The organism is Paenibacillus sp. FSL R5-0928 (genome assembly GCF_037970385.1).
In the GTDB taxonomy this organism is placed as follows: domain Bacteria; phylum Bacillota; class Bacilli; order Paenibacillales; family Paenibacillaceae; genus Paenibacillus_AQ; species Paenibacillus_AQ odorifer.
On the sequence record NZ_CP150225.1, the window covers coordinates 976,972 to 1,001,826 of the forward strand.

The window sequence follows — 24,855 nt, forward strand, 5'->3', positions numbered from 1 at the left end:
GAAAAGGGGAATGCGGTTGCGATACAATTGCGGAAAAGTATGTGTTTAGTTTTTTTAAAATAAAGCTTGCAATGAATCTCTATACATGATATATTCTAAGTCCGGCCAAGAAATACACATGCCGAGCTCGAAAAAGAAGTTAAAAAAGAGCTTGACATTAAATAGCCGAACATGATATAGTATAAGAGTTGCTGCTGAGACATTAAACAGCGCCAACGAGAACTTGATCTTTGAAAACTGAACAACGAGTGAGTAGGAAATCACGTAAGTGAAATCCAAAATTAGAGAATTAATTTTCTCGTCAGATGTTTCAAAATGAGCATATCGCTCTTTTCAATACTAATTGGAGAGTTTGATCCTGGCTCAGGACGAACGCTGGCGGCGTGCCTAATACATGCAAGTCGAGCGGAGTTACTTTGAAAGCTTGCTTTCAAAGTAACTTAGCGGCGGACGGGTGAGTAACACGTAGGCAACCTGCCCTTCAGACTGGGATAACTACCGGAAACGGTAGCTAATACCGGATAATTTCTTTTTTCTCCTGAGAGAAGAATGAAAGACGGAGCAATCTGTCACTGAGGGATGGGCCTGCGGCGCATTAGCTAGTTGGTGGGGTAACGGCCCACCAAGGCGACGATGCGTAGCCGACCTGAGAGGGTGAACGGCCACACTGGGACTGAGACACGGCCCAGACTCCTACGGGAGGCAGCAGTAGGGAATCTTCCGCAATGGGCGAAAGCCTGACGGAGCAACGCCGCGTGAGTGATGAAGGTTTTCGGATCGTAAAGCTCTGTTGCCAGGGAAGAACGTCCGGTAGAGTAACTGCTACCGGAGTGACGGTACCTGAGAAGAAAGCCCCGGCTAACTACGTGCCAGCAGCCGCGGTAATACGTAGGGGGCAAGCGTTGTCCGGAATTATTGGGCGTAAAGCGCGCGCAGGCGGCTATTTAAGTCTGGTGTTTAAACCTTGGGCTCAACCTGAGGTCGCACTGGAAACTGGGTGGCTTGAGTACAGAAGAGGAAAGTGGAATTCCACGTGTAGCGGTGAAATGCGTAGATATGTGGAGGAACACCAGTGGCGAAGGCGACTTTCTGGGCTGTAACTGACGCTGAGGCGCGAAAGCGTGGGGAGCAAACAGGATTAGATACCCTGGTAGTCCACGCCGTAAACGATGAGTGCTAGGTGTTAGGGGTTTCGATACCCTTGGTGCCGAAGTTAACACAGTAAGCACTCCGCCTGGGGAGTACGGTCGCAAGACTGAAACTCAAAGGAATTGACGGGGACCCGCACAAGCAGTGGAGTATGTGGTTTAATTCGAAGCAACGCGAAGAACCTTACCAGGTCTTGACATCCCTCTGAATCTGCTAGAGATAGCAGCGGCCTTCGGGACAGAGGAGACAGGTGGTGCATGGTTGTCGTCAGCTCGTGTCGTGAGATGTTGGGTTAAGTCCCGCAACGAGCGCAACCCTTAACTTTAGTTGCCAGCAGGTAATGCTGGGCACTCTAGAGTGACTGCCGGTGACAAACCGGAGGAAGGTGGGGATGACGTCAAATCATCATGCCCCTTATGACCTGGGCTACACACGTACTACAATGGCCGGTACAACGGGAAGCGAAGCCGCGAGGTGGAGCCAATCCCATCAAAGCCGGTCTCAGTTCGGATTGCAGGCTGCAACTCGCCTGCATGAAGTCGGAATTGCTAGTAATCGCGGATCAGCATGCCGCGGTGAATACGTTCCCGGGTCTTGTACACACCGCCCGTCACACCACGAGAGTTTACAACACCCGAAGTCGGTGGGGTAACCCGCAAGGGAGCCAGCCGCCGAAGGTGGGGTAGATGATTGGGGTGAAGTCGTAACAAGGTAGCCGTATCGGAAGGTGCGGCTGGATCACCTCCTTTCTATGGAGAATCGTTCTCTGCAATGAGGACATTCAAATCGGAAGCTCAGCTTCCAAAACTCAGGTTTAGGCCTGTTACTCACTCGTTGCTCAGTTTTGAGAGTTTAAGCTCTCAAGTAAGACTTGATCCTTGAAAACTGGATACCGAAACGAATTTGCGTTTTAGAACATCTTTTAGCAACTTGTGAAAACAAGTAAATGTTATTAGTGAGATTTTTCTTCGGAAGAATCAAGGTTAAGCTAATAAGAGCACACGGAGGATGCCTAGGCGCCAGGAGCCGACGAAGGACGTGGCGAACAACGAAACTGCCTCGGGGAGCTGTAAGCAAGCTTTGATCCGGGGGTGTCCGAATGGGGAAACCCAGCTGTGGTAATTCGCAGTTACTCATACCTGAATACATAGGGTGTGTAGAGGCAGACCAGGGGAACTGAAACATCTAAGTACCCTGAGGAAGAGAAAACAATAGTGATTCCGTCAGTAGCGGCGAGCGAACGCGGAACAGCCTAAACCTAAGAGCTTGCTCTTAGGGGTTGTGGGACGTCTCACATGGAGTTACAAAGGAATATGGTAGGTGAAGAGGTCTGGAAAGGCCCGCGATAGAGGTAAAAGCCCTGTAACCTAAACTGTATTCTCTCCGAGACGGATCCCGAGTAGTGCGGGGCACGTGAAACCCCGTATGAATCCAGCAGGACCATCTGCTAAGGCTAAATACTACCTGGCGACCGATAGTGAAACAGTACCGTGAGGGAAAGGTGAAAAGCACCCCGGAAGGGGAGTGAAATAGAACCTGAAACCGTGTGCTTACAAAAAGTCAGAGCCCGATCTATGGGTGATGGCGTGCCTTTTGTAGAATGAACCGGCGAGTTACGTTTAACATGCAAGGTTAAGCCGAGAAGGTGGAGCCGCAGCGAAAGCGAGTCTGAATAGGGCGATTTAGTATGTGGACGTAGACCCGAAACCGTGTGATCTACCCCTGTCCAGGGTGAAGGTGCGGTAACACGCACTGGAGGCCCGAACCCACGTACGTTGAAAAGTGCGGGGATGAGGTGGGGGTAGCGGAGAAATTCCAATCGAACTCGGAGATAGCTGGTTCTCCCCGAAATAGCTTTAGGGCTAGCCTCGGTATAAGAGTAGTGGAGGTAGAGCACTGATTGGGTGCGGGGTCCGCAAGGATTACCAAGCTCAGTCAAACTCCGAATGCCATATACTTATTGCCGGGAGTCAGACAGTGAGTGCTAAGATCCATTGTCAAAAGGGAAACAGCCCAGACCATCAGCTAAGGTCCCCAAGTGTGTGTTAAGTGGGAAAGGATGTGGAGTTGCACAGACAACCAGGATGTTGGCTTAGAAGCAGCCACCATTGAAAGAGTGCGTAATAGCTCACTGGTCGAGTGACTCTGCGCCGAAAATGTAACGGGGCTAAACACACCACCGAAGCTATGGCTAGATACTATGTATCTGGGGTAGGGGAGCGTTGTGTAGGGGTTGAAGGTGTACTGAAAAGAGCGCTGGACACTACACAAGTGAGAATGCCGGTATGAGTAACGAAAAGATCAGTGAGAATCTGATCCGCCGAAAGCCCAAGGTTTCCTGAGGAAGGCTCGTCCGCTCAGGGTAAGTCGGGACCTAAGGCGAGGCCGAAAGGCGTAGTCGAAGGACAACAGTTTGAAATTACTGTACCACCGTAATCCGCTATGAGCGATGGGGTGACGCAGGAGGGTAGTGACGCGGACTGATGGATGTCCGTCTAAGCAGTGAGGCTGATGTGTAGGCAAATCCGCACATCGATAAGGCTGGGCTGTGATGGGGAGCGAAAATTATAGTAGCGAAGGTCATGATCTCACACTGCCAAGAAAAGCCTCTAGCCAGGAGAAGGTGCCCGTACCGCAAACCGACACAGGTAGGCGAGAAGAGAATTCTAAGGCGCGCGGAAGAACTCTCGTTAAGGAACTCGGCAAAATGACCCCGTAACTTCGGGAGAAGGGGTGCCCCGGTAGTGTGAATAGCACGAGGGGGCCGCAGTGAAAAGGCCCAAGCGACTGTTTAGCAAAAACACAGGTCTGTGCGAAGCCGCAAGGCGAAGTATACGGGCTGACGCCTGCCCGGTGCTGGAAGGTTAAGGGGAGTGGTTAGGGGTAACCCGAAGCTATGAACCGAAGCCCCAGTAAACGGCGGCCGTAACTATAACGGTCCTAAGGTAGCGAAATTCCTTGTCAGGTAAATTCTGACCCGCACGAATGGCGTAACGACTTGGGCGCTGTCTCAACGAGAGATCCGGTGAAATTTTAATACCTGTGAAGATGCAGGTTACCCGCGACAAGACGGAAAGACCCCATGGAGCTTTACTGCAGCTTGATATTGAATTTGGGTACGATCTGTACAGGATAGGTGGGAGCCGTAGAAATCGGAGCGCAAGCTTCGGTGGAGGCGCCGTTGGGATACCACCCTGATCGTATCTAGGTTCTAACCTAGTACCCTTACCGGGTACGGGGACCGTGTCAGGCGGGCAGTTTGACTGGGGCGGTCGCCTCCTAAAGAGTAACGGAGGCGTTCCAAGGTTCCCTCAGAATGGTTGGAAATCATTCGCAGAGTGCAAAGGCATAAGGGAGCTTGACTGCGAGACCTACAAGTCGAGCAGGGACGAAAGTCGGACTTAGTGATCCGGTGGTACCGCATGGAAGGGCCATCGCTCAACGGATAAAAGCTACCCTGGGGATAACAGGCTTATCTCCCCCAAGAGTCCACATCGACGGGGAGGTTTGGCACCTCGATGTCGGCTCATCGCATCCTGGGGCTGAAGTAGGTCCCAAGGGTTGGGCTGTTCGCCCATTAAAGCGGTACGCGAGCTGGGTTCAGAACGTCGTGAGACAGTTCGGTCCCTATCTGTCGTGGGCGCAGGAAATTTGAGAGGAGCTGTCCTTAGTACGAGAGGACCGGGATGGACGTACCGCTGGTGCACCAGTTGTTCCGCCAGGAGCATGGCTGGGTAGCTACGTACGGACGGGATAAGCGCTGAAAGCATCTAAGCGTGAAGCCCCCCTCAAGATGAGATTTCCCAATTAGTAAGACCCCTTGAAGACGACGAGGTAGATAGGTTGGAGGTGGAAGTGCAGCAATGCATGGAGCTGACCAATACTAATCGGTCGAGGGCTTATCCTATACTTAGAATGCAGATTCGTTTCGGATTCAGTTTTCAGGCGATTAAGCCTGAGCATTTACGCTGTAAATGCCCGTTTGGTGGCGATAGCGGAGGGGTTCCACACGTACCCATCCCGAACACGACCGTTAAGCCCTCCAGCGCCGATGGTACTTGGACCGAAGGGTCCTGGGAGAGTAGGACGCCGCCAAGCGGACAACCACATTACCCGTGGTATTTTTTTTGCCCTTAATATTAATATGTCTTAGAAGGGCCTTTAGCTCAGCTGGTTAGAGCGCACCCCTGATAAGGGTGAGGTCGGTGGTTCGAGTCCACTAAGGCCCACCATATTCCCTGATAGCTCAGTTGGTAGAGCACTCGACTGTTAATCGAGTTGTCACAGGTTCGAGTCCTGTTCGGGGAGCCATTTATGGAGAGGTGTCCGAGTTTGGCCGAAGGAGCACGATTGGAAATCGTGTAGGCGCCACAAGCGTCTCGAGGGTTCGAATCCCTCTCTCTCCGCCATAAAAATTATTAGCATGGCCCGTTGGTCAAGGGGTTAAGACACCTCCCTTTCACGGAGGTAACATGGGTTCGAATCCCATACGGGTCATATCATGGAGGCTTAGCTCAGCTGGGAGAGCATCTGCCTTACAAGCAGAGGGTCGGGGGTTCGATCCCCTCAGCCTCCACCATAATATTCTCACTGACGCGGGGTGGAGCAGCCCGGTAGCTCGTCGGGCTCATAACCCGAAGGTCGCAGGTTCAAGTCCTGCCCCCGCAACCAATTTACTCTTATACATTATGTTTAGGGATAAGCTGGTATGGTGAAAATGAATAGTATATACTTATTAATGACGCGGGGTGGAGCAGCCCGGTAGCTCGTCGGGCTCATAACCCGAAGGCCGCAGGTTCAAATCCTGCCCCCGCAACCAATTTACACTTATGCATTATGTCTATGGAACCGTGGTGTAGTTGGCCTAACATGCCTGCCTGTCACGCAGGAGATCGCGGGTTCGAATCCCGTCGGTTCCGCCATTTAGTTAATTATTATTGGGGATTAGCCAAGCGGTAAGGCAACGGACTTTGACTCCGTCATGCATAGGTTCAAATCCTATATCCCCAGCCATTTATGAGAGCCATTAGCTCAGTTGGTAGAGCACCTGACTTTTAATCAGGGTGTCGAAGGTTCGAGTCCTTCATGGCTCACCATTTTCTTTAAAGTGTGCGCGTGTGGCGGAATTGGCAGACGCACCAGACTTAGGATCTGGCGTTTCACGACGTGGGGGTTCGAGTCCCTTCACGCGCACCATGTTTTTGCGGACGTGGCTCAGCGGTAGAGCATCGCCTTGCCAAGGCGAGGGTCGCGGGTTCGATTCCCGTCGTCCGCTCCATATAGATTTTGCGCCCTTAGCTCAGCTGGATAGAGCGTTTGACTACGAATCAAAAGGCCGGGAGTTCGAATCTCTCAGGGCGCGCCATTTTTATTACTAAGCAGTTATAGTATTGTTAACGGGATGTAGCTCAGCTTGGTAGAGCACCTGGTTTGGGACCAGGGGGTCGCATGTTCAAATCGTGTCATCCCGATTTTATACCTTTGCGGGTGTAGTTCAATGGTAGAACTTCAGCCTTCCAAGCTGATAGCGTGGGTTCGATTCCCATCACCCGCTTATAATGAGAAACACCTGCCGGTATTAGGCGGGTGTTTTTTTGTGTAACTAAGCATGTATGGATACAATAGAGACTAGAGATTTTTATTTAGGGAGGGACCTGTGTTAAAGGGAATTGGACATATCTTACGGAGACTTAAATAATAGAAACGCCCCCCTCCTTAATATAGGAAAGGGACGCTGCTGTAGTGGGTTTATAAGGGATCGTCCTTATATAAGAACGCCTACCTCACCATTATTCACGAACTTAATACTTTCGATCTTCACCTCTAGTTGACCTGAAGGAATCGCTAGCTGACAAGTACTGCCGAGCTCAGCCAGCAGCAACTGCATGCCTATAGGTGACAACATAGAAATCTTGTTATCATTAGGTTCTGCTTGGTTAGGAAATACGATGGTATAGATATCTGTAGTATTATCGTCCAAGTAACGAAGCTGCAACTGGCTTCCGATAAAGACCTGAGAATTTAAATCTTCACCATTAAACTCAGTTAGTAATTGTTCCAGCTCAGAGCAATAACGGGACAACAGCGTTTCAGCATTGCTTCTATCCTTGCTTCGTACCGGAAAGTATTGATTTAGAAATGCGATTTTTTCTTCATCAAAATAGATAAGCTGCTGAAGCAGCTGTGTCCGTGAGCCTTCATAGATAAGACTATGGTTCATAGTAGATTTCACCCCCTCTAAGTAGCACATTCCTTGTAAACTTGTTATGGTGTGTTGCCATCTTAAAATCCCTCCTATACAAATAGAGGTCCCCCAATGGAGACCTTCTGATCAGTATACCAGCTTCTATTTGTAAATCCAATCCATTTTAAAAGGGGAATTAAAACCTTCTAAATATTGTAATGAAAACCTTTGACTATTACATACTTGGGTGCTATGATAGGCTGATGCATAGGCATTTCGTAGAAAACTGCGAAATGCCTATACTGTATTTTGAAGATATTTTTACATTAATTGTTACCTGGGGAGTGATACGCCATGTACATTTCGTTGAGTTCACATATAGATTCCAGAACTATAAAATAACTACTTAATTTATTAAAGGAGGAGATCAGGATGATTCAAGTTAAAGAGTTTGTAGATGCTGATAATTCTTATGCAGAGAATAAAGCTAATGAGTTCCTGGCAGGACTACGGGAGGAACAGATTGTGAATATCTGTTACGGTTCGGTAGTTAAATCATCACGTGATGGGGCAGAGCACCAAAGAACCACTATACTGGTCGTGTATAAGACAAATGAAAGGCAATAACTGGAACACGTTTTTTTCATGTCTATCCATTGTCTCTACGCTGTGCGTTGTGATTGTCATCATTTATTATGTTTTCAGCTAATTAGTAAAAAGAGGACCTTTCCCATCTACGGGCAAAGGTCCTCTTTAGTTTATAAGTGCATTTACAGTCTTACATTCCGTCTGGTACGGATAGACCCAAACCGGATGCGATACGCTGTCCCAAGTCTGGATCAGCCTTAAAGAAATGTTCAATCTGGCGACGTTTGATATCGTTACTTTCAACAGGAGTCATAGCGCCAACGATGTTTTGAACTAGACGGGTACGTTCTTCTTCAGACATTAGACGGTACAAGTCACCTGGTTGTGTATAGTGATCGTCACTATTGTAGGCGACACTATCCGCATATCCGGAGACTTCGAACGGCGATGTCTTATGCTGCGGTGATTCTTTTGGTCCCCCTAAGCTGTTAGGCTCGTAATAGGCTCCGGAACCGCCATTGTTGCCCAAGGCCATGCCACCATCACGTTGATAGTTCTTCACTTCTACTTTTGGACGGTTGATAGGCAGGCTGTTGTGGTTAGGGCCAACCCGGTGGCGGTGTGCATCACCATACGCGAACAGACGGCCTTGTAGCAATTTATCCGGCGAAGCTTCAATACCAGGAACGAAAGAGCCGGGAGAGAATGTGACTTGTTCTACTTCAGCGAAGTAGTTCTCCGGATTGCGATCCAATACCATACGGCCAACCTCGATTAACGGATAATCTTTTTGTGACCAGACCTTTGTTACATCAAATGGATCAAAACGGTAAGTCTTCGCATCCTCGATCGGCATAATTTGCACGTAGAGCTTCCAAGCAGGGAAATCTCCTTTATCAATAGCATTGAACAAGTCTTCTGTATGATAATCCGGGTTTTCCCCAGCGATTTTGGAAGCAAGGTCTGCATCTAGATTCTTAATGCCTTGTTCTGTTTTGAAATGGTATTTCACCCAGACTGTATTACCCTCGGCATTTACCCACTTGAAGGTATGGCTACCAAACCCATGCATATGTCTCAGCGTAGCTGGAATTCCGCGATCCGACATCAAAATCGTTACCTGATGCAGAGATTCAGGCGATAAAGACCAGAAGTCCCATACAGCATTCGGGTTCTTCAGATGTGTCTGTGGATCACGTTTCTGTGTATGAATAAAGTCCGGGAATTTAATCGCATCACGAACGAAGAATACAGGCGTATTGTTACCTACGAGATCATAGTTTCCTTCTTCAGTATAGAACTTCACGGCAAAACCACGAGGGTCGCGTACGGTATCAGCAGAACCTAATTCACCAGCTACAGTAGAAAAACGAATGAACAACGGTGTACGTTTGCCTACTTCAGACAAAAAGTTAGCTTTTGTGTATTGGGTCAGATCTTTTGTAACTTCAAAATACCCGTGAGCGCCAGCACCTTTAGCATGAACGACACGTTCAGGAACACGTTCTCTGTTAAAGTGGGCTAATTTCTCAAGCAGATGGACATCTTGCAGCAAAGTGGGACCGCGGTCACCGGCTGTCATTGAATTCTGATTGTCGCCAACTGGAGCACCCCAGCTGGTTCTAAGATTATTATTATTGGAGCTCATTAATAGAATCACCTCATGAGATTTGATTTTAGATTTAGTATAAGTTCTATATTAATGTTTTTTAAAGAAATTGCAACACTTTTTAAATAATTGACACATTACAATATGTGGGAATCGTCATAACATCTTTGGCACATTCAGATATATATGATAGACAAAGTGATTAATTGCTTAGCAGAATTAAAAAAGAAACAGCGCATCCCTACCATCACTGGAGGGGTGCGCTGCATTTTTTGATATAGAAGATATTCGGTTCTTGTACTTAGGCTTTAATGTACATTCTGTTGTAATATTCATCTAGCATTCTTTTGGTGGCAAACTCCGTACGGGTGGTTTCGATACTCTTTTTCATCATTTGCACCCATTGTTTACGATTCTCGTAAAAGGTTGGGAGCACACGTTTCAATAAGGTGTCGTACAGTGCATCACTATCATGCTTATCCAGCACCTCAAAGTCTGTAGTTTCGAAGCCGTCTCCAATCTGCCAGCCATTCTCACCATCGATGCAGGCTTCCGGCCACCAGCCATCCAGAATAGAACAGTTCAATACACCGTTCATAGCTGCTTTCATCCCGGAGGTGCCGCTGGCTTCCAATGGTCTACGTGGATTGTTGAGCCAAATATCGGCACCGCGCGTCAGCTGGGCGCCAATCGTCATATCGTAATTCTCGAGGAACACCACACTCTTTGGATACTTTTTCATCATCGCTACTAGGTTGCTGACGATTTTTTTACCGTTATCATCGAGTGGGTGCGCTTTGCCGGAGAATACAATTTGTATCTTTCCAGACTCCAGATAAGGTTCGATAATTTCTGGCTGCGAGAAGATCAGGTCGCTTCGTTTATATGGAGCTGCTCTGCGTGAGAAGCCAATGAGTAGATTGTCAGCATTTAAGCTAATGCCGGAACGTTCTTTGATGAACTGGATCAGTTCTCCCTTGATTTCTTTATGCACTGCCCATAAGTCGCCATCTTGTTCGTAGGCTTGCGTCATTCTTTCATCTACCCAGGTAGGAGTATGGATGGCATTAGTAATGCCTATAATTTCTGATCTTCCGGCTACTTCCTTCCACATTTTATTAGCCGTATCGGCGTGTAGCTGGGCAACTGCGTTGGAGATACGTGACAGCCTTAGACCTGCAACCGTCATATTAAATGGCTCGCCGCCGATCCGCTCTATCTGGTCACGGGTTAAGCCGTTGAACGCACTCATATACTCAAGTCGGTCGAGAGGATGGGTTTCGTTGCCTTCTTTGATTGGTGTGTGGGTAGTGAATACTACTTCTTCGCGAGTCGCTTTCCAAGCTTCTTCGAAGGTATGGCCTCCGGACATTTTTTCACGGATTAGCTCGATAGCCGCTAGAGCCGCATGACCCTCATTGAAGTGATAGACATCAATAGGGATTTGCAGCGCACGCATAGCCTTGACTCCACCAATCCCAAGCACGATCTCTTGTGCGATCCGTTCTTCGCCGAACCAACCATACAATTGGCCTGTGATCCAGGCATCATTATTCTCGGGTATATCTGTATCCAGTAAATACAATGTGCTGTTGCCAAAATAATCAGTTTTCCATACTTTGCATACCACATCGGTTTTTCGGACTTTAACAGTTACCTTAACCCCTGTATCTTCAAGAAACTCATAAACATAATTGTGATAGGAGTCGTACGGATTGCCGTTTGCATCAATCTTTTGGTCCGTGTAACCTTGTTTCCACTTCAGCCCAATAGGGATGATAGGGGCGTTGATATCTTTTGCACCCTTAATGTAGTCTCCGGCAAGAATGCCCAGACCTCCGGCATACATTTTGAAATCGGAATGCAGCCCGTACTCCATACTAAAATAAGCGACTGACGGTAATTTTTGTTCGTTCACTTGATAAGCCTCCTAATCACGGATTAGATTGAATTGCAGTGAAGCTGCGGGCATTATCTCAGGTGCAAACGTTTGCTCAAAATAGTGCAGCAATCATTGTGGAAGCGATTGCACCACTATTCTAGCACACTCGATGAATAAAAGCATAACGTCAATTTGGTGAAAACCACCATTTTGAATCCAATTGAGCGGAATTGATTGATAAAGTGGACAGAAGCCCCTAAGATAAAGAGATTGAAGAAATAATTAATGGTGGTGTCTAAGTTGGATATAGTTGTGATTGGAAGCTTGAATATGGACATGGTAGTACGTACAAACCGGTCACCGGATGCTGGAGAAACCCTAATTGGACAAGCCTTTGCTCTATCTCCTGGCGGAAAAGGGGCAAATCAGGCCGTTGCCGCAGCACGTCTGGGTGCAGAGGTTAGTATGATCGGAAGAGTTGGAAAAGATACCTTTGGTAGCGAAATGCTGGAGATTATCAGGAATGAAGGCATTCATATAGAGCATATTTCTGTAAGTGAACATCAGGCAACAGGAGTCGCTTCGATCGTTATTGAAGAAGATGGAGAAAATCGGATTATCGTGGTACCTGGAGCGAATATTGAGCTTACGGTAGAGGATATTCAGGCATTGGAGGCTGTGATTAGCCAGGCTAAGATCATTGTGCTGCAGCTTGAAATGGATCTGGCGATGAGTGAGCAGGCGATTGCGATTGCCCATCGTAAGAGGATTCCGGTCATCCTTAATCCTGCACCAGCTAGAGTGCTAAAGGATGAGATGCTGGCTCAGGTATCTTACCTGACACCTAATGAGACAGAAGCCGGGATTTTGTCCGGAATGACTGTGGATAGCGCAGAGACTGCTGAGCAGGCAGCCCGTATTTTGCTGCAAAAAGGAGTACAGAACGTTATCGTAACCTTGGGTTCAAAAGGTGCCCTGATTGTGAATGCTGAAGGTGCCAAGGCTGTTCCAGGCTTCCCGGTAAAGGCGGTAGATACAGTTGCTGCCGGTGACTCATTTAATGGCGCATTAGCCCAGCAGCTGGTCTTAGGAAAGACTTTGGAGGAAGCTGTGAGCTTCGCTAATGCTGTAGGTGCATTGGCTGTAGGGAAAGAAGGGGCGATCCCTTCATTGCCGCAGTTGTCCGAGGTAGAGCAGTTTCTAAAACGTAATTCGCTGTAGAATAGACAGTACAGGATACTCAAGATCTATACTAGATAAGATAGGATAAGGAGCTTAAATAATGAGCAGAACAGTAACCGTTAAAAATGTGATCATCGGCGAAGGAATCCCTAAGATATGTGTTCCGCTAATTGGAGCGACCTTGTCTGAGCTGAAGCAGGAAGCGGAAGCGCTGAAAGTACTGCAACCTGATTTGGTGGAGTGGCGGACGGATTTTTTTGCTGAAGTGGAAGACGTTGCAGCTGTTAAGAACGCACTAAGCGAAATCTGTTCTGTGATTCCAGATTTACCGCTGATTTTCACTTTTCGGAGTGCAAAAGAAGGCGGAGAGAAGCAAGTCAGCACGGAATATTACACAGCACTGAATAAAGCTGCTGCCGAGAGCGGTCTAGTAGATATAATAGATGTTGAATTATTTAATGATGAGCAGGATGTAAAGCTATTGGTCGAAGCTGCTCATACTCATAATGTATCTGTCATTATTTCAAATCATGATTTTCATGGAACACCTCCTAAAGAGGAGATCATCTCGCGGTTATGCAAGGCGCAGGAGCTTGGCGGGGATTTGCCCAAAATTGCAGTTATGCCCCAAGATGCAGGCGATGTGCTAACTTTGCTGGAAGCTACACACATCATGAAGGAAAAATATGCAGACCGTCCGATTATAACGATGTCTATGGCGGGAGCCGGGGTGATCAGCCGTTTAGCTGGTGAAATTTTCGGTTCAGCGCTTACCTTCGGAGCTGCACATAAACCTTCTGCACCTGGACAGGTAGCTGTGGTTGAGCTTCGAAATACATTGTCGCTGTTGCACCGCAGTCTGTGATTTCTGCTGATTGATATTGCCGCAAAAAAAGGCGTCCGGATTATCCGGATGCCTTTTTCTATTTTAAAGTATTGTTCGTGCGCTTACGCATTTTTTCCCGTATATACATGTACGGCATCTCTTAGAAACGCAGCGAGTCCAGGGTGGCGCTTGTCATAGTATTCGGTAAAACGTTCATCATCAACATACAATTGTGCAACACCAGCATGAGCTTCTTTGGAATAGGAATTCCAGTAGAAGGAGAGCCACTCACGGTGTAGGTCAGCACTTTTTTGCGCCAATATACTGGCAGGATCTCCATGCTCCATCGCTTGCAAGAGCGTTTCGAACATCTCTTCCTCAAGCTGTTGTATAGCTGCATATTGTTCTTCTGTCATCCCTTTAAGCTTTTGGTTGGATTGATTAATGGTGTCATCTCCGTATTTCTCCCTTATTTCTTGGCCATATTTCTTTTCGTTATCATCTACCAGCTTTTGCTTAAAGCCTTCGAATTTTTCAGTATCACTCATGGTAATTCTCCCTTCTTTTTGAGCCAGCGTCTTTTCGACGTTAGCGATTAATAGATCTAATTGCTGTCTTTTTTCCAGTAGCTTGTCATGATGCTCCCGCAGCGCTTTGGCTCCGTCGAATGAGGGCTCTGTCATAATAGCCTTGATACGTTCCAGACTTAAGCCAAGCTCCCGATAAAACAAAATTTGCTGTAGTAGATCTACTTCGGTACGGCCATAGATACGATACCCTGAAGAGTTGATTCTCGCCGGCTTAAGAATGCCAAACTCATCGTAGTAGCGCAGGGTCCGTGTGCTGATTCCAGCTAACTCTGCGAGCTTCTGCACTGTGTATTCCGTAGTATCACCTCCTACAATTCAAATGTACACCTTTACGTAACGTGAAGGTCAAATGGTTTTTTTAGCATATCCAAAACAGCGGCAGCTACCCTCTGAATGATCATGGGGAAGTCTGCCGCTACTATGAATAAGTCTATAATGTTGAGCTTTGCTGCTGCCTGAATTTATTTATGGCCCATTTGTGCTGTGAAATAATTGTGCAATTCCTCCAGCTTGCGAGGGTCCGCAAGGGTTGCTTTGTCTGAGAAGTAGTGTTCCACGACAAGGTCCCAGGTAGGTACAATTTTTTGTGAGGTCATAGCCTTAATGGCTACCTTAACTGTTTTGCGTTCTTTGGCATTGGAGAAGGTATCTACGTAATGCTGTGAACGCTCAAAATCCAGATCCTTAAATACGGCGCGGAAGATCTCTGACGTCATCCGTGCATCATCCAGCGCCCGGTGTGCGGATCCAGTAGGCTCAAGCTCAAACAATGCCATCGCGCTTTCCACGCTGACATCATTGCTAAGGCCACGCGCACGCAGAACTCCTTTGAGCAAATCGAAATACGTGGCGGACATCCAGTAGGATTCGTCCATCTTGTGCATGCGCACATCCTGAATGATTCGCTTCATGTCTTCGCCACCCCAGGTAAGCAGCAGAACTCCGTCTGTACTTAGATCAAGCCACTCTCTAAAAGCAGTGATGACTTTGGGGAAGCGGGCGGCAATGTCAATTTCCTCTTGAGGGATACCCGTTTTTTTCTTAATAAAGGAATTCAGGGTGGAGAAATATATAGGTTTGATCAAGGAAGAAAATTCATCCTTATACTGCAATGAAGAGTCTAACCGGACGGCTCCAATCTCAATGACCTCCATAGGGTGCTCGCTGGCAAACTTACGGCCGTTGAATTCGATGTCCAGAATAATATAATCCACAGGTACTTGCCTCCGTTTCCATGACTGACGCTGTAGTGCTTAATACGTCGACTTCTCTATTTTAACAAAAAAAGTGATGTAATGGGGAATATGGAGACAAGCTAATATTTGCACAAAAAAATGAACCAGCACAACATTTGTGCACTGGTTCATTTAATCAGTATTTAAATTTAATCCTATAAAAGATTAATGTCCTGAATCGGCAGCAGGTTCAGGCATATGAATCGGCTGTTCATTTATAACAGATCCGTCATCAAGACGAAGCCAGGTATTGAAGTCTTGGGTGCCTTTGACCAGTTCTATGACGCGTGCTCCCCGCATAAAGCCTTCTTTTCCATAAGTATTGTAGCCGGTAGCACGGCCATAAGAAAGACGTATGCCATACAGGTTGCCGCTAAAATCGTTGATATGGTCATGTCCGCAGAAGGTGCCAAGCACATCACCCATTTCCAGCAAAGCCGAGAATAAGCCCGAGTTCACCTCAGGTGAGCATACACGCTCAAACTTATGCCCATGACAGACTTGTGTAGACCAGACATCCCGATATTCAGGAATTGGGATATGGAAGAAAGCCAAGGCAGGCAGCCTGTTCTCAGCACTCTTCGGATTCAACCGCGCAGATTCAGCCGTCAGCCAGTTGATCTGATTCCGCCCAATCCAATTGTAGCCCGGGATATCCTCATACTCGGAGTAGCCGCCAGAATCCAGAAAATACAAAATAGCGGCCGAGTGGTCTTCCTGATCTTTAATTTCAAGAGTGTAATTGCCCGAGCCTTCCAGCTCTTCTGGGCCGGCTTCGGTCAGGCAGTGGGGATGTTCCAGAGCAATTTGCATCAGTTCACTCTTTGAAATCAGAGTTTCTGTGTCATGGTTGCCAAATACAAAGGTCCAAGGGATGCCGGATCTCTCCACGGCAGCGACAGCCTCACGAAAAGCTTGTGCGGGGTGCTCGCATGCTTTGTTTCCCGGCGATACAGGACCCGTGTAAATAAGATCTCCCGTGAAAACTACAAGATCAGGTTGTTCCGCATCCAGAATGCGTTCCATCAGTGCCTCGGTAAGCTGATCCTCAGCTCTTCCATCCATCCAGTGCAGATCGGTAAATTGTACGATTTTAAAAGTGCCATCTTGCTGAAATGATAAACTGTGTCTCATTAGAATAATCTCCCTTACTATCGAATATTGAATAGCAAGCTGTGGAGGCGCCAACCACTCATTGCGCTAAGAGGGCGTTGAGGGATGACGTCGTTAGAAGCATAGCTATACGCAGGTCAGCCGATCCAGATCCGCTGAGTGCAATGATCTCCAGAGTTTCTACCGATCATAATATCATATTCTCCAGGCTCGAAGACCAACTGATCGTCTTTCCCGTAGAACATTAACATTTCTCTGGTGATTTCGAAAGAAACCACCTGTTTCTCATGCGGTGCGAGTGTTATCTGCTGGAAACCTTTCAGTTCCTTGACCGGGCGCACGACACTTGCGCTGACGTCGTGGATGTAGAGCTGAACGGTTTCCTTGCCGGCGATGTCCGAAGTATTCTCTACTTCAATGGAGGCAACCACCCGATCCGCAGCTTCAACATTGAAGCTGTTGTAAGCAAACTTGGAATAGCTCAGGCCATAACCAAAACAGAACAGCGGGTCATTCGGGCAGTCCAGATAACGGGTCACGTAACGCACATTAGGATACTTAGAATCATAAGGTCGTCCCGTTTGATACGCATTGTAATAGACCGGAATTTGCCCAACCGAGTAGGGGAAGCTCATCGATAAACGTCCGGAAGGATTATAATCTCCGAACAGCACATCGGCCAGTGAATTTCCTGACTCTGTACCCAGAAACCAAGCCTGCAGCAGAGCGTCGCTGGCATCAAGAACGGGTTTCAGCTCCAGTGGTCTGCCGCTGAATACAATGGTGATGATCTTTTTTCCGGTATCCTTCAGACGCCAGATCAGCTTCTCCTGATTGGCCGATAGGCGGAGATTGGATTTGCTTCCGCCTTCCCCGGTATCCTGCTGATTCTCACCGACAGCGGCGAGAATTACATCACAATCCTTCAGCGCTTGGTAGGCATCCTCAATTTCATCCTCCACATCAAAAACACCCTCAAGCATGCTTCCCAGCTCACCAGTCATGGCCGTGAAAATATTTTCGGCAGATGTTTTTTGCGAAATGCCGGTGTAGAGTGATACAGCCGGATCTTTTTCTGTCCCGGCCCAACCGCCCAGTACATGAATGGAGGTGGCGAAAGGACCAGCCAGACCAATCTTCATGCCACGTTTAAGGGGCAAAGCATCATTGTCGTTTTTGAGCAGTACAACTGAGCTAGCTCCAAGCTCCCGTGCAGCCTGCAGATGCTCCGCGCTAGGTTTCGGAGCCTCATCCACCAGCGGATCTGCATCCTTAAATGGATTATCGAACAAGCCAAGCGCGTCCTTGAGCTCAAGCACCCGGATAACGGCTTCATCGATCAAGGCGATATCAAGCTTTCCTTCCTCGACCAGAGCAGCGCCGTGGTTTAGATAGTGAGTGGACATCATTTCAATATCCAGCCCAGCAGCCAGACTTTTCTCCGCTGCCTCACGGCCATCTATCGCGGCGCCATGGGGAATCAGCTCATTAACGGAATTGAAATCGGCGATGGTAACGCCGTTGAAGCCCCATTCTTCCCGTAAAATCCCGCGAAGAAGCTCGGAATTACCACTTGCCGGGATACGGTCAATGGTATTAAATGCGGCCATCACCATGGCCACACCAGCATCTACGGCAGCCTTATAGGCTGGCAGGTAGAACTCACGCAATACGCCAGAGGACATATCCACCGTGTTGTATTCCCGTCCGCCTTCGGGAGCACCGTAACCAGCGAAATGCTTCACACAGGCAGCGATGCGTCCTTTTTCTTTTAGGTCTTTGCCCTGATAACCCCGCACCATACTTTCGGTGACACGGGCATTCAGATAGGGATCCTCACCAGATGTCTCCATGACGCGTCCCCAGCGCGGGTCGCGTACGAGATCAGTCATGGGCGAGAAGGTGACGTGAATGCCGGCAGCCGCACTCTCCTTGGCGGCGATTTCAGCAAACCTTTCACAGGCTTCAAGGTCAAAGCTGCTGCCCATGGCCAGCGGAATCGGGAGGATGGTCCGGTAGCCGTGAATGACATCCGCCATGAAGAGCAGAGGAATCTTTTGTCTGCTGGTTTGCAAATGCCGGGTCTGCTGCTCGATTACATTCCGGGCTCCAATACCGTTAAGAACACTTCCGATACTCTCCATTACCTGCGGCTTAATGTTCAGTTCCTTAAATGGTCCGGTTAAATCCACGGTATCGTCCAAACCCCAATAGTGAGGACCTAGCTGGGTTAATTGGGCCAGCTTTTCGTCCAGGGTCATATCGTTCACAAGATCTTGGATAAACGTTTTAGTCATGGTTAACTCCTTCCTCGTGAGCGCATTGAAAGTTAGTTTGTTAAATAGATGTGTACTTCCCCGCCGGGCAGCGCAAGCTTGATTTTATTGGCAAAACTTACGTTATAAAGGCGATAAGGATGGGAGTGAACCGTTAACTCTCCTGGCACGCAGCTCCGAGATGCGGAATGGGCCTGAGCTATATTCAGGTTCATTTGTTGTGAAAATCATAGCAGTTCTCTCTTCGGATACAGGATGAGGCATGAATTAAATCAGAAGAGGATTGCATCATTAAGATGTTACATATGGAGACTGACATGTCTATGAAAGAAAAGTATAAAAACGTTTCCACAAACGATACACCTCGATATTAGTCTGAACACCAAAAAAAGTCAATCGCCTTTGGAAAAACAGCTAATTTATATTTTTTTACGTGAAATGTGTAACTTTAGTACTTGTAATTCGAAAATAAAATAAATTGACAGCGCATACATTTTGGGAGTATGCTTCTCACACAGAGAGTTTTACAGAAACACTGGAAACGTTTCTACAACACTCGATACACTTTTTTTTGAAGGTTGGGCAAACTGTTTTTATTCTGGCTGCTGGACAAGAAAGGAAGGTAATTTATGCATGTGACTGAATGCATCTTTCAAATTGGAGGTGGGCACTTTGGCGAGACTGAAGCTTGTGGGTGGAAACATTGTTCGGGAAGTCATTAAGAACAAAGTTCTTTTTCTAATGTTGCTGCCTGTAATCGTATATTTCGTTATCTTTCACTATGCTGTAATGCCTGGAGCTTACGTCGCATTTGTAGATTACAAGCTCAATAAGGGGATTTTTGGAAGTAACTTTATCGGACTTAAGAACTTTGAGTTTCTGGTTCAAAATGGGGATCTATGGAATATTACCAAGAATACGCTGCTCTATAATATCGTCTTTCTAGCATTAGGTAATATCATTCAAATAGTATTTGCCATTATGTTGTCTGAGATCTCAGGCAAGTGGTTCAAAAAAATATCACAATCCGTTATCCTGTTACCGAATTTCATCTCCATGGTTATCGTCGGTGTGTTTGCCTACAATATATTCAATTTCAATTCCGGGTTTATCAATACGATGTTAACTGGAATGGGGCTAGACCGTTACGAGTTCTATTCCGATCCGGGCATCTGGAAATATATTATTGTGGCTTTCAAGATCTGGGCGGGTACCGGATATGGAATGATTGTTTATCTGGCAACGATCACAGGGATTAATCATGATCTGTACGAGGCTGCTTATATGGATGGAGCGACTACCTGGCAGCGAATCCGTTATATGACCTTGCCGATTCTGAAGCCAACCTTTATTCTGCTTCTACTGTTCGGTATGGGTGGAATTCTCAAGGGATCCTTTGACCTTTTCTATAATCTGATCGGTACGAACTCTGTACTGTATCCGCAGACAGATATCATCGATACCTATGTCTTCCGTTCACTGGTGGGACAATTCAACTTCTCTATGGGTGCCGCAGTGGGCTTCTACCAATCCTTATTCGGTCTGATCCTGGTGCTTGTAGTTAACTTTATTGTACGCAAGGTAGAACCGGACAGCGCTTTGTTCTAAGACTAGACACGAAACAGGGGTGATAAATATGGAAAAGAGTACAATCAAACAGGATTCCGGAAGCATTCTCATAAAAGCAGTCAGTTATATCTGTATCGCTATCTTTGCGCTATTCTGTTTATTTCCCTTCGCGTTGATGATCTCCTCATCGTTCATGAACGAGCAGGAAATTGTTCGTGAAGGTTACAAGCTGCTGCCGAAGGCATTTTCCTTTAAGGCTTACGAGATGCTATTCAACAACTCTACTCAGCTGGTGAATGCTTATCAGGTAACTATCTTCATTACCGTAGTGGGTACGGTACTCGGACTGTTTATGATGTCGATGGCCGGATTCGTGCTCAACCGTAAGGATTTCAAGTACCGCAACTTCTTTTCCTTCTTGATTTACTTTACAACACTATTCAGTGGCGGCTTGATTCCGACATACATCCTGATGGTTAAGCACCTGCATATGAAGGACAGCTTATTCGCCATGATTCTTCCGGGTGTAGTTGGTGCATGGTCCATCTTCCTGATGCGTAATTTCATGAAGGCGATTCCGGATTCCTTATATGAATCCGCTACCATTGACGGTGCTGGCGACTTTCGCATCTATTGGCGGATATTTATTCCGCTGGCGGTTCCATCCTTGGCTACTATTGGGCTTTTCTCAGCACTAGGCTTTTGGAATGAGTGGTATAACGGGATGTTGTATATTGACAGTCCGACGAAATATCCGCTCCAATACTTTTTGCAGCGAATGGTCAATCAGACGAACTTAGGAGCGCTAATCAACTCGGGAGCGGTCATCAATACTGCTGATCTTCCGACGCAATCCATCAAGATGGCTACAGCTGTGCTGGCCACTGGACCGATTATTCTCCTGTATCCATTTGTACAGCGTTATTTCGTAACAGGCCTCACCATCGGGGCAGTAAAGGGTTAATGGACGCAATCTTCTTTTCGAAGAGCGTTTATTATAAATGAAAGTTTCATAAATAGAAGAGAAAAGGGAGGCTTACCTAAATGAAAGGTAAAAAGATCGCGTCTTCTTTAATTGCTGTCCTCATGCTTACTGGAGCACTGACAGCCTGCACATCCAAGAACAACAATGAGCCGAGTAATGATCCGGCAGCCACGAAAGCTCCAGAGGCTTCAGCCAATGCAGGCGGAGTGGATACTTCCAAGGAAGCTAAGCTGGTGTACTACCTGTGGGGCAGCGAAGGAGTTAAAAATAAAGAAATCCTCGCTGAGATTAACAAGAAGCTCAAGGCTGACCTAAACGCTACGATTGAAGTGAAGTATATTGACTGGCCGGATATCGCTACTAAGTACCCGCTGCTTTTTGCTTCAGGCGAAGAATTTGATATGTCGCATGCATCTCCCGGAGCTCCGGTATCTTATTTCACATTGGCTAGTGAAGGCGCTCTAGTGGACCTTACAGATATGCTGGATAAAGTTGCTCCTAAGCTGAAAGCGGAAATCCCGGAAAGTGTGTGGGAAAATACAAAATACAAAGGCAAAATTTATGGTGTACCAAGTCTTTATAGCGAATACACACCTGCCGGTTATGCCTATCGTTCTGACTTGCTGAAAAAATATGGAATGGACAAAATCACTTCCATTGATGATATGGTTAAATACATGGATAATGTGGTTGCTAATGAGTCCTTCCCGCCAATTAACGGCAAGGCAGAAGATGCAGCCAATATGTTCAGAATGCTCGTAGATACTACAGGGATGTGGCTTAACGCTCCTGGTATATCTTTGAATGAGCTGAATCTTGTGACTAAAAGTCCAGAGGACTACAAGACTGTCTTCCATCCAGCCTTCACTCAGGAATTTGAAGATTGGGCTGTGAAGATGCGTGAATGGGCGGATAAGGGCTACTGGAGTAAAGATGTGCTGTCTGCAACCCTAGGCAGCAAGGATAACTTCAGAGCAGCTAACTCCGCAGGTTATTTGACTCATGCTCAGGACTGGATCGGCCAATACGGTGCGGATTTGAAGGCACAACCGGAATCAGATCCTTACTTCTTTACTTTTGCGGAAGCCAATAAGAAGATCAAACGTAAAATGGGCGTTGACAACTCGACTGTAATCAGCACGAACTCAGCTAATCCAGAGCGCGCTCTGATGGTGATTGAGAAGTTCATGACCGATGAAAGCTACTACAACCTCATCCAAAACGGTATTGAAGGCAAACAATATGTGATGGAAAATGGTGTTAAAAAGCAGCCTGCAGGCTTCAACGATAAAACGGACGGCGGAGGTTTCGCTGCTTGGTCACTTCGTAATGACAAATTCGTAGTTCCTACGGATACAGAAAACCCAATCCGTAACTCCTTATTCGCAGAATGGGATAAAGTGGCTATCGATGATCCTTACAATGGCTTCAGCTTTGATCCAACCAATGTTACAACTGAAATTGCTTCGATTTCCAACGTGAATTCACAGCTCGGTATTCAATTGATGCTTGGTAAAACAAGCAAAGATCCAAAAGCAGCTGTTGCGGAGTACCGCGATCAGCTGAAAAAAGCAGGAGTTGACAAGGTCATTGCCGAAGTAGAGAAGCAATTGGCTGCGTTTGTTCCTGTCAACTAAAGAAAGTTAAGGGGTGTAAGGGAGCTATAATTCGATATAGCTCCTTTACCCATAAATGGGGGAGTAAAGTGGATGTAAATATCAAGGATATCGCGCGGATTTCCGGTGTGGGCATCTCGACAGTCTCCAGGGTAATCAACAACAAGGGACCGGTGAGCAAGTCTACACGTGAGAAAGTAATGAGTGTGGTTAAGGAATACAATTATATTCCTAATTCCAACGCGCGGAATTTGAAAACTACACAATCTAAGAACATTGCACTTATGGTCAAGGGGATTACCAATCCTTTTTTCTCTAATATGATCAGAGAAATTGAACGGCAGGTCAATCTGCGGGGCTACCCGTTTCTTATCCAGCAAGTAGAGGATGGGACCGATGAAATCAATGCTGCAATTCAACTGGTGAAGGAGAAAAATCTGTGCGGGATTATCTTCATGGGTGGAACCTATGATCATTCTGAAGAGAAGTTCAAACAGCTGACGGTTCCGTTTGTGCTGACAACGATCACCTCAACGCAGCAGGTGAACCCGCTTATTTTTTCCAGCGTTATTATCAATGAAACGAAGGAAGCCTATAAGGCTACCAATTATTTGATCTCATTAGGTCATACGAATATCGGCTTTTTAGCCAAGTCTCCTTTATTGGATGAAACCACGGGCAACCGGCGGTATTTAGGCTACAAAAAAGCACTCGAAGAGCAGGGTCTGCCCTATGATTCGGGGCTGGTCGAGGATTGTGAATACAGTCCCAGCTCGGGATTTAATGCTGCGCGAAGATTGCTCAACAAGAACAAGGGAATTACAGCTATATTTGCCGCTTCCGACACGATTGCCATCGGTGCTGCCAAAGCGGTGCTTACCGCGGGGTTATCTATCCCTGATGACATTTCGATCATTGGCTTTGACGGGATCGAGATGGCTGAATATTATCATCCTTCTCTTGATACAATCAGCCAGCCGGGTACGGAAATGGCCTTATCCAGTGTAGGTGTTCTGTTTGATCTCATTTCCGGACGGTCAAATCATCAGCATATTGTCTATGATGCGGTATTGCTCAAACGTGGTTCCTGCAAGATGATTAAACCTCGTTAAGATCACACTATAAACTTTTATTGGAGTGGAACCGAAATGCAAGATACACTGAGAATAGGTACGATTGTTCGTGGTGGAGAAGCCGTTAAGGTCATTCCACAAATCGTGGGGCATGGATTTGAATCATTTAATCTGAACTTTTGGCAGACCACCGGCGAAACTGATTTGATCGAAACGGCTGCACGACTGAGGGAGTTAGCTGCTGAACATGATTTTGTCATCTCCTCTGTGGGCATCTATGGAAATCCGCTGAATGGCAGCGGCGACAATGCCGACACATTGGCCAGCTGGGAGCGGCTGATTGATCATGCACATTTATTTGGCACAGATATTATAGGCGGGTTCACCGGCCGATTGCCAGGTTTGTCCATTGATGAGTCGATCCCGAAGTTTACAGAGGTGTTCGGAGAACTGGCGAAGAGAGCGGCAGATCGTGGCCTGCGGATTGCTTTTGAGAATTGCGCTATGGGCGGAAACTGGCAGAGCGGAGAGTGGAACATCGCTCACAATCCTTCGGCCTGGGAGAAGATGTTCAATGCTGTTCCGGCAGATAATCTGGGATTGGAATGGGAGCCTTGCCACCAGCTGATCGCATTGATTGATCCGCTTCCGCAGCTGCGCAAATGGATGGATAAAGTATTCCATGTGCATGGCAAGGATGCGACCATCGCTTGGGACATCGTCAAGGAATACGGTATTCATGGCCCCAAACCTTATGTATGGGACCGGACCCCTGGCTTCGGGGATACCAATTGGGTAGATGTAATCACCGTCCTGCGCCAAGCGGGTTATAAAGGTACGATTGATATCGAAGGCTGGCATGATCCAGTGTATCGTGATGAGCTGGAAATGACCGGCCAGGTGCATGCACTGAATTACTTGAAATATTGCCGTGGTGGCAGCTTTGTGCCTAATCCGGTTTAAATGGTGCCGTATGAA

15 protein-coding genes, 15 tRNA genes and 3 rRNA genes are annotated in these 24,855 nt (G+C 47.0%); 26 read left to right on the plus strand and 7 right to left on the minus strand.

Annotated features, from left to right (window positions below; all coding sequences use genetic code 11):
- The first annotated feature begins 340 nt into the window (after positions 1–340).
- The 18 genes from MKZ16_RS04180 (at position 341) to MKZ16_RS04265 (ending at position 6,703) form a co-directional block, all read left to right on the plus strand.
- A 16S ribosomal RNA gene (locus tag MKZ16_RS04180) occupies positions 341–1,898 on the plus strand.
- Positions 1,899–2,130: 232 nt separating this feature from the next.
- Positions 2,131–5,056 (plus strand): 23S ribosomal RNA (locus MKZ16_RS04185).
- 74 nt (positions 5,057–5,130) lie between these two features.
- Positions 5,131–5,247: ribosomal RNA gene (gene rrf, locus MKZ16_RS04190) — 5S ribosomal RNA — on the plus strand.
- Together the 16S, 23S and 5S rRNA genes with 15 tRNA genes alongside form the textbook arrangement of a ribosomal RNA operon.
- Positions 5,248–5,304: 57 nt before the next feature.
- A tRNA-Ile gene (locus MKZ16_RS04195) sits at positions 5,305–5,381 on the plus strand.
- A 3-nt stretch (positions 5,382–5,384) separates the two neighbouring features.
- A tRNA-Asn gene (locus tag MKZ16_RS04200) sits at positions 5,385–5,460 on the plus strand.
- A 5-nt stretch (positions 5,461–5,465) separates the two neighbouring features.
- Positions 5,466–5,558 (plus strand) — tRNA-Ser (locus MKZ16_RS04205).
- Positions 5,559–5,574: 16 nt separating this feature from the next.
- Positions 5,575–5,646: transfer RNA gene (locus tag MKZ16_RS04210), tRNA-Glu, on the plus strand.
- A gap of 6 nt (positions 5,647–5,652) precedes the next feature.
- Positions 5,653–5,728, plus strand: a tRNA-Val gene (locus tag MKZ16_RS04215).
- A gap of 15 nt (positions 5,729–5,743) precedes the next feature.
- Positions 5,744–5,820, plus strand: a tRNA-Met gene (locus tag MKZ16_RS04220).
- A 71-nt stretch (positions 5,821–5,891) separates the two neighbouring features.
- Positions 5,892–5,968, plus strand: a tRNA-Met gene (locus tag MKZ16_RS04225).
- A gap of 25 nt (positions 5,969–5,993) precedes the next feature.
- Positions 5,994–6,071 (plus strand) — tRNA-Asp (locus MKZ16_RS04230).
- A 16-nt stretch (positions 6,072–6,087) separates the two neighbouring features.
- Positions 6,088–6,162: transfer RNA gene (locus MKZ16_RS04235), tRNA-Gln, on the plus strand.
- Positions 6,163–6,169: 7 nt separating this feature from the next.
- Positions 6,170–6,245 (plus strand) — tRNA-Lys (locus MKZ16_RS04240).
- A 15-nt stretch (positions 6,246–6,260) separates the two neighbouring features.
- Positions 6,261–6,345 (plus strand) — tRNA-Leu (locus MKZ16_RS04245).
- Between the two features lie 7 nt (positions 6,346–6,352).
- Positions 6,353–6,427, plus strand: a tRNA-Gly gene (locus tag MKZ16_RS04250).
- 10 nt (positions 6,428–6,437) lie between these two features.
- Positions 6,438–6,514, plus strand: a tRNA-Arg gene (locus MKZ16_RS04255).
- Positions 6,515–6,546: 32 nt separating this feature from the next.
- Positions 6,547–6,620: transfer RNA gene (locus tag MKZ16_RS04260), tRNA-Pro, on the plus strand.
- Between the two features lie 12 nt (positions 6,621–6,632).
- Positions 6,633–6,703: transfer RNA gene (locus MKZ16_RS04265), tRNA-Gly, on the plus strand.
- A gap of 210 nt (positions 6,704–6,913) precedes the next feature.
- On the opposite strand, the gene MKZ16_RS04270 is transcribed toward MKZ16_RS04265, so the two are convergent.
- Positions 6,914–7,369, minus strand: coding sequence for a GreA/GreB family elongation factor (locus tag MKZ16_RS04270; RefSeq protein ID WP_036686880.1), 456 nt, complete (start codon positions 7,367–7,369; stop codon positions 6,914–6,916).
- Between the two features lie 396 nt (positions 7,370–7,765).
- Between MKZ16_RS04270 and MKZ16_RS04275 the strand changes: the two genes are divergently transcribed.
- Positions 7,766–7,960: a sporulation protein Cse60 gene (locus tag MKZ16_RS04275; protein WP_036686883.1), complete on the plus strand. Its 195-nt coding sequence runs from the start codon at positions 7,766–7,768 to the stop codon at positions 7,958–7,960.
- A gap of 151 nt (positions 7,961–8,111) precedes the next feature.
- On the opposite strand, the gene katA is transcribed toward MKZ16_RS04275, so the two are convergent.
- Both katA and glgP read right to left on the minus strand, forming a co-directional pair.
- Complete coding sequence (gene katA, locus MKZ16_RS04280) at positions 8,112–9,569, minus strand: catalase KatA (RefSeq protein WP_076105435.1); 1,458 nt, start codon at positions 9,567–9,569, stop codon at positions 8,112–8,114.
- Between the two features lie 262 nt (positions 9,570–9,831).
- Positions 9,832–11,448 carry an alpha-glucan family phosphorylase gene (gene glgP, locus MKZ16_RS04285; protein WP_076105434.1) on the minus strand — a complete coding sequence of 539 codons (1,617 nt, stop codon included), beginning with the start codon at positions 11,446–11,448 and terminating at the stop codon, positions 9,832–9,834.
- A 255-nt stretch (positions 11,449–11,703) separates the two neighbouring features.
- On the opposite strand from glgP, the gene rbsK reads away from it, so the two are divergent.
- Together rbsK and aroD are read left to right on the plus strand one after the other, a co-directional pair.
- Positions 11,704–12,633: a ribokinase gene (rbsK, locus tag MKZ16_RS04290; protein ID WP_218641970.1), complete on the plus strand. Its 930-nt coding sequence runs from the start codon at positions 11,704–11,706 to the stop codon at positions 12,631–12,633.
- A 61-nt stretch (positions 12,634–12,694) separates the two neighbouring features.
- Positions 12,695–13,459 (plus strand): type I 3-dehydroquinate dehydratase, encoded by a 765-nt coding sequence (aroD, locus tag MKZ16_RS04295; RefSeq protein ID WP_076105432.1) that lies wholly within the window; start codon positions 12,695–12,697, stop codon positions 13,457–13,459.
- 83 nt (positions 13,460–13,542) lie between these two features.
- On the opposite strand, the gene MKZ16_RS04300 is transcribed toward aroD, so the two are convergent.
- The 4 genes from MKZ16_RS04300 to bglX all read right to left on the minus strand — a co-directional run bounded on the left by MKZ16_RS04300 (position 13,543) and on the right by bglX (position 18,655).
- The gene (locus tag MKZ16_RS04300) at positions 13,543–14,295 is read right to left on the minus strand and encodes a MerR family transcriptional regulator (RefSeq protein ID WP_235219544.1); all 753 of its coding nucleotides are present in this window, start codon (positions 14,293–14,295) and stop codon (positions 13,543–13,545) included.
- A gap of 176 nt (positions 14,296–14,471) precedes the next feature.
- Entirely contained in the window at positions 14,472–15,224 is a 753-nt protein-coding gene (locus MKZ16_RS04305; protein WP_036686897.1) for a 3'-5' exonuclease, read from the minus strand.
- A gap of 186 nt (positions 15,225–15,410) precedes the next feature.
- On the minus strand, positions 15,411–16,379 hold the full coding sequence (locus MKZ16_RS04310) for a metallophosphoesterase family protein (RefSeq protein ID WP_076105431.1): 969 nt from the start codon (positions 16,377–16,379) through the stop codon (positions 15,411–15,413).
- Between the two features lie 116 nt (positions 16,380–16,495).
- The gene (gene bglX, locus MKZ16_RS04315; protein WP_076105430.1) at positions 16,496–18,655 is read right to left on the minus strand and encodes a beta-glucosidase BglX; all 2,160 of its coding nucleotides are present in this window, start codon (positions 18,653–18,655) and stop codon (positions 16,496–16,498) included.
- 642 nt (positions 18,656–19,297) lie between these two features.
- On the opposite strand from bglX, the gene MKZ16_RS04320 reads away from it, so the two are divergent.
- The 5 genes from MKZ16_RS04320 to MKZ16_RS04340 all read left to right on the plus strand — a co-directional run bounded on the left by MKZ16_RS04320 (position 19,298) and on the right by MKZ16_RS04340 (position 24,840).
- Complete coding sequence (locus MKZ16_RS04320; protein ID WP_305953532.1) at positions 19,298–20,242, plus strand: ABC transporter permease subunit; 945 nt, start codon at positions 19,298–19,300, stop codon at positions 20,240–20,242.
- A gap of 28 nt (positions 20,243–20,270) precedes the next feature.
- Positions 20,271–21,167, plus strand: coding sequence for a carbohydrate ABC transporter permease (locus tag MKZ16_RS04325; RefSeq protein WP_076105429.1), 897 nt, complete (start codon positions 20,271–20,273; stop codon positions 21,165–21,167).
- A gap of 80 nt (positions 21,168–21,247) precedes the next feature.
- On the plus strand, positions 21,248–22,825 hold the full coding sequence (locus MKZ16_RS04330) for a DUF3502 domain-containing protein (RefSeq protein WP_076105428.1): 1,578 nt from the start codon (positions 21,248–21,250) through the stop codon (positions 22,823–22,825).
- Between the two features lie 68 nt (positions 22,826–22,893).
- On the plus strand, positions 22,894–23,916 hold the full coding sequence (locus MKZ16_RS04335) for a LacI family DNA-binding transcriptional regulator (RefSeq protein ID WP_076105427.1): 1,023 nt from the start codon (positions 22,894–22,896) through the stop codon (positions 23,914–23,916).
- 36 nt (positions 23,917–23,952) lie between these two features.
- Positions 23,953–24,840, plus strand: coding sequence for a sugar phosphate isomerase/epimerase (locus MKZ16_RS04340; RefSeq protein ID WP_076105426.1), 888 nt, complete (start codon positions 23,953–23,955; stop codon positions 24,838–24,840).
- Positions 24,841–24,855 lie beyond the last annotated feature (15 nt).

What these genes read in the sequence shown, in the direction of transcription:
- MKZ16_RS04270 (WP_036686880.1), bottom strand. Translation starts at nt 7,369, where the DNA reads ATGAACCATAGTCTTATCTATGAAGGCTCACGGACACAGCTGCTTCAG.
- aroD (WP_076105432.1), top strand. Translation starts at nt 12,695, where the DNA reads ATGAGCAGAACAGTAACCGTTAAAAATGTGATCATCGGCGAAGGAATC.
- katA (WP_076105435.1), bottom strand. Translation starts at nt 9,569, where the DNA reads ATGAGCTCCAATAATAATAATCTTAGAACCAGCTGGGGTGCTCCAGTT.
- MKZ16_RS04330 (WP_076105428.1), top strand. Translation starts at nt 21,248, where the DNA reads ATGAAAGGTAAAAAGATCGCGTCTTCTTTAATTGCTGTCCTCATGCTT.
- bglX (WP_076105430.1), bottom strand. Translation starts at nt 18,655, where the DNA reads ATGACTAAAACGTTTATCCAAGATCTTGTGAACGATATGACCCTGGAC.
- MKZ16_RS04310 (WP_076105431.1), bottom strand. Translation starts at nt 16,379, where the DNA reads ATGAGACACAGTTTATCATTTCAGCAAGATGGCACTTTTAAAATCGTA.
- MKZ16_RS04340 (WP_076105426.1), top strand. Translation starts at nt 23,953, where the DNA reads ATGCAAGATACACTGAGAATAGGTACGATTGTTCGTGGTGGAGAAGCC.
- MKZ16_RS04325 (WP_076105429.1), top strand. Translation starts at nt 20,271, where the DNA reads ATGGAAAAGAGTACAATCAAACAGGATTCCGGAAGCATTCTCATAAAA.
- MKZ16_RS04275 (WP_036686883.1), top strand. Translation starts at nt 7,766, where the DNA reads ATGATTCAAGTTAAAGAGTTTGTAGATGCTGATAATTCTTATGCAGAG.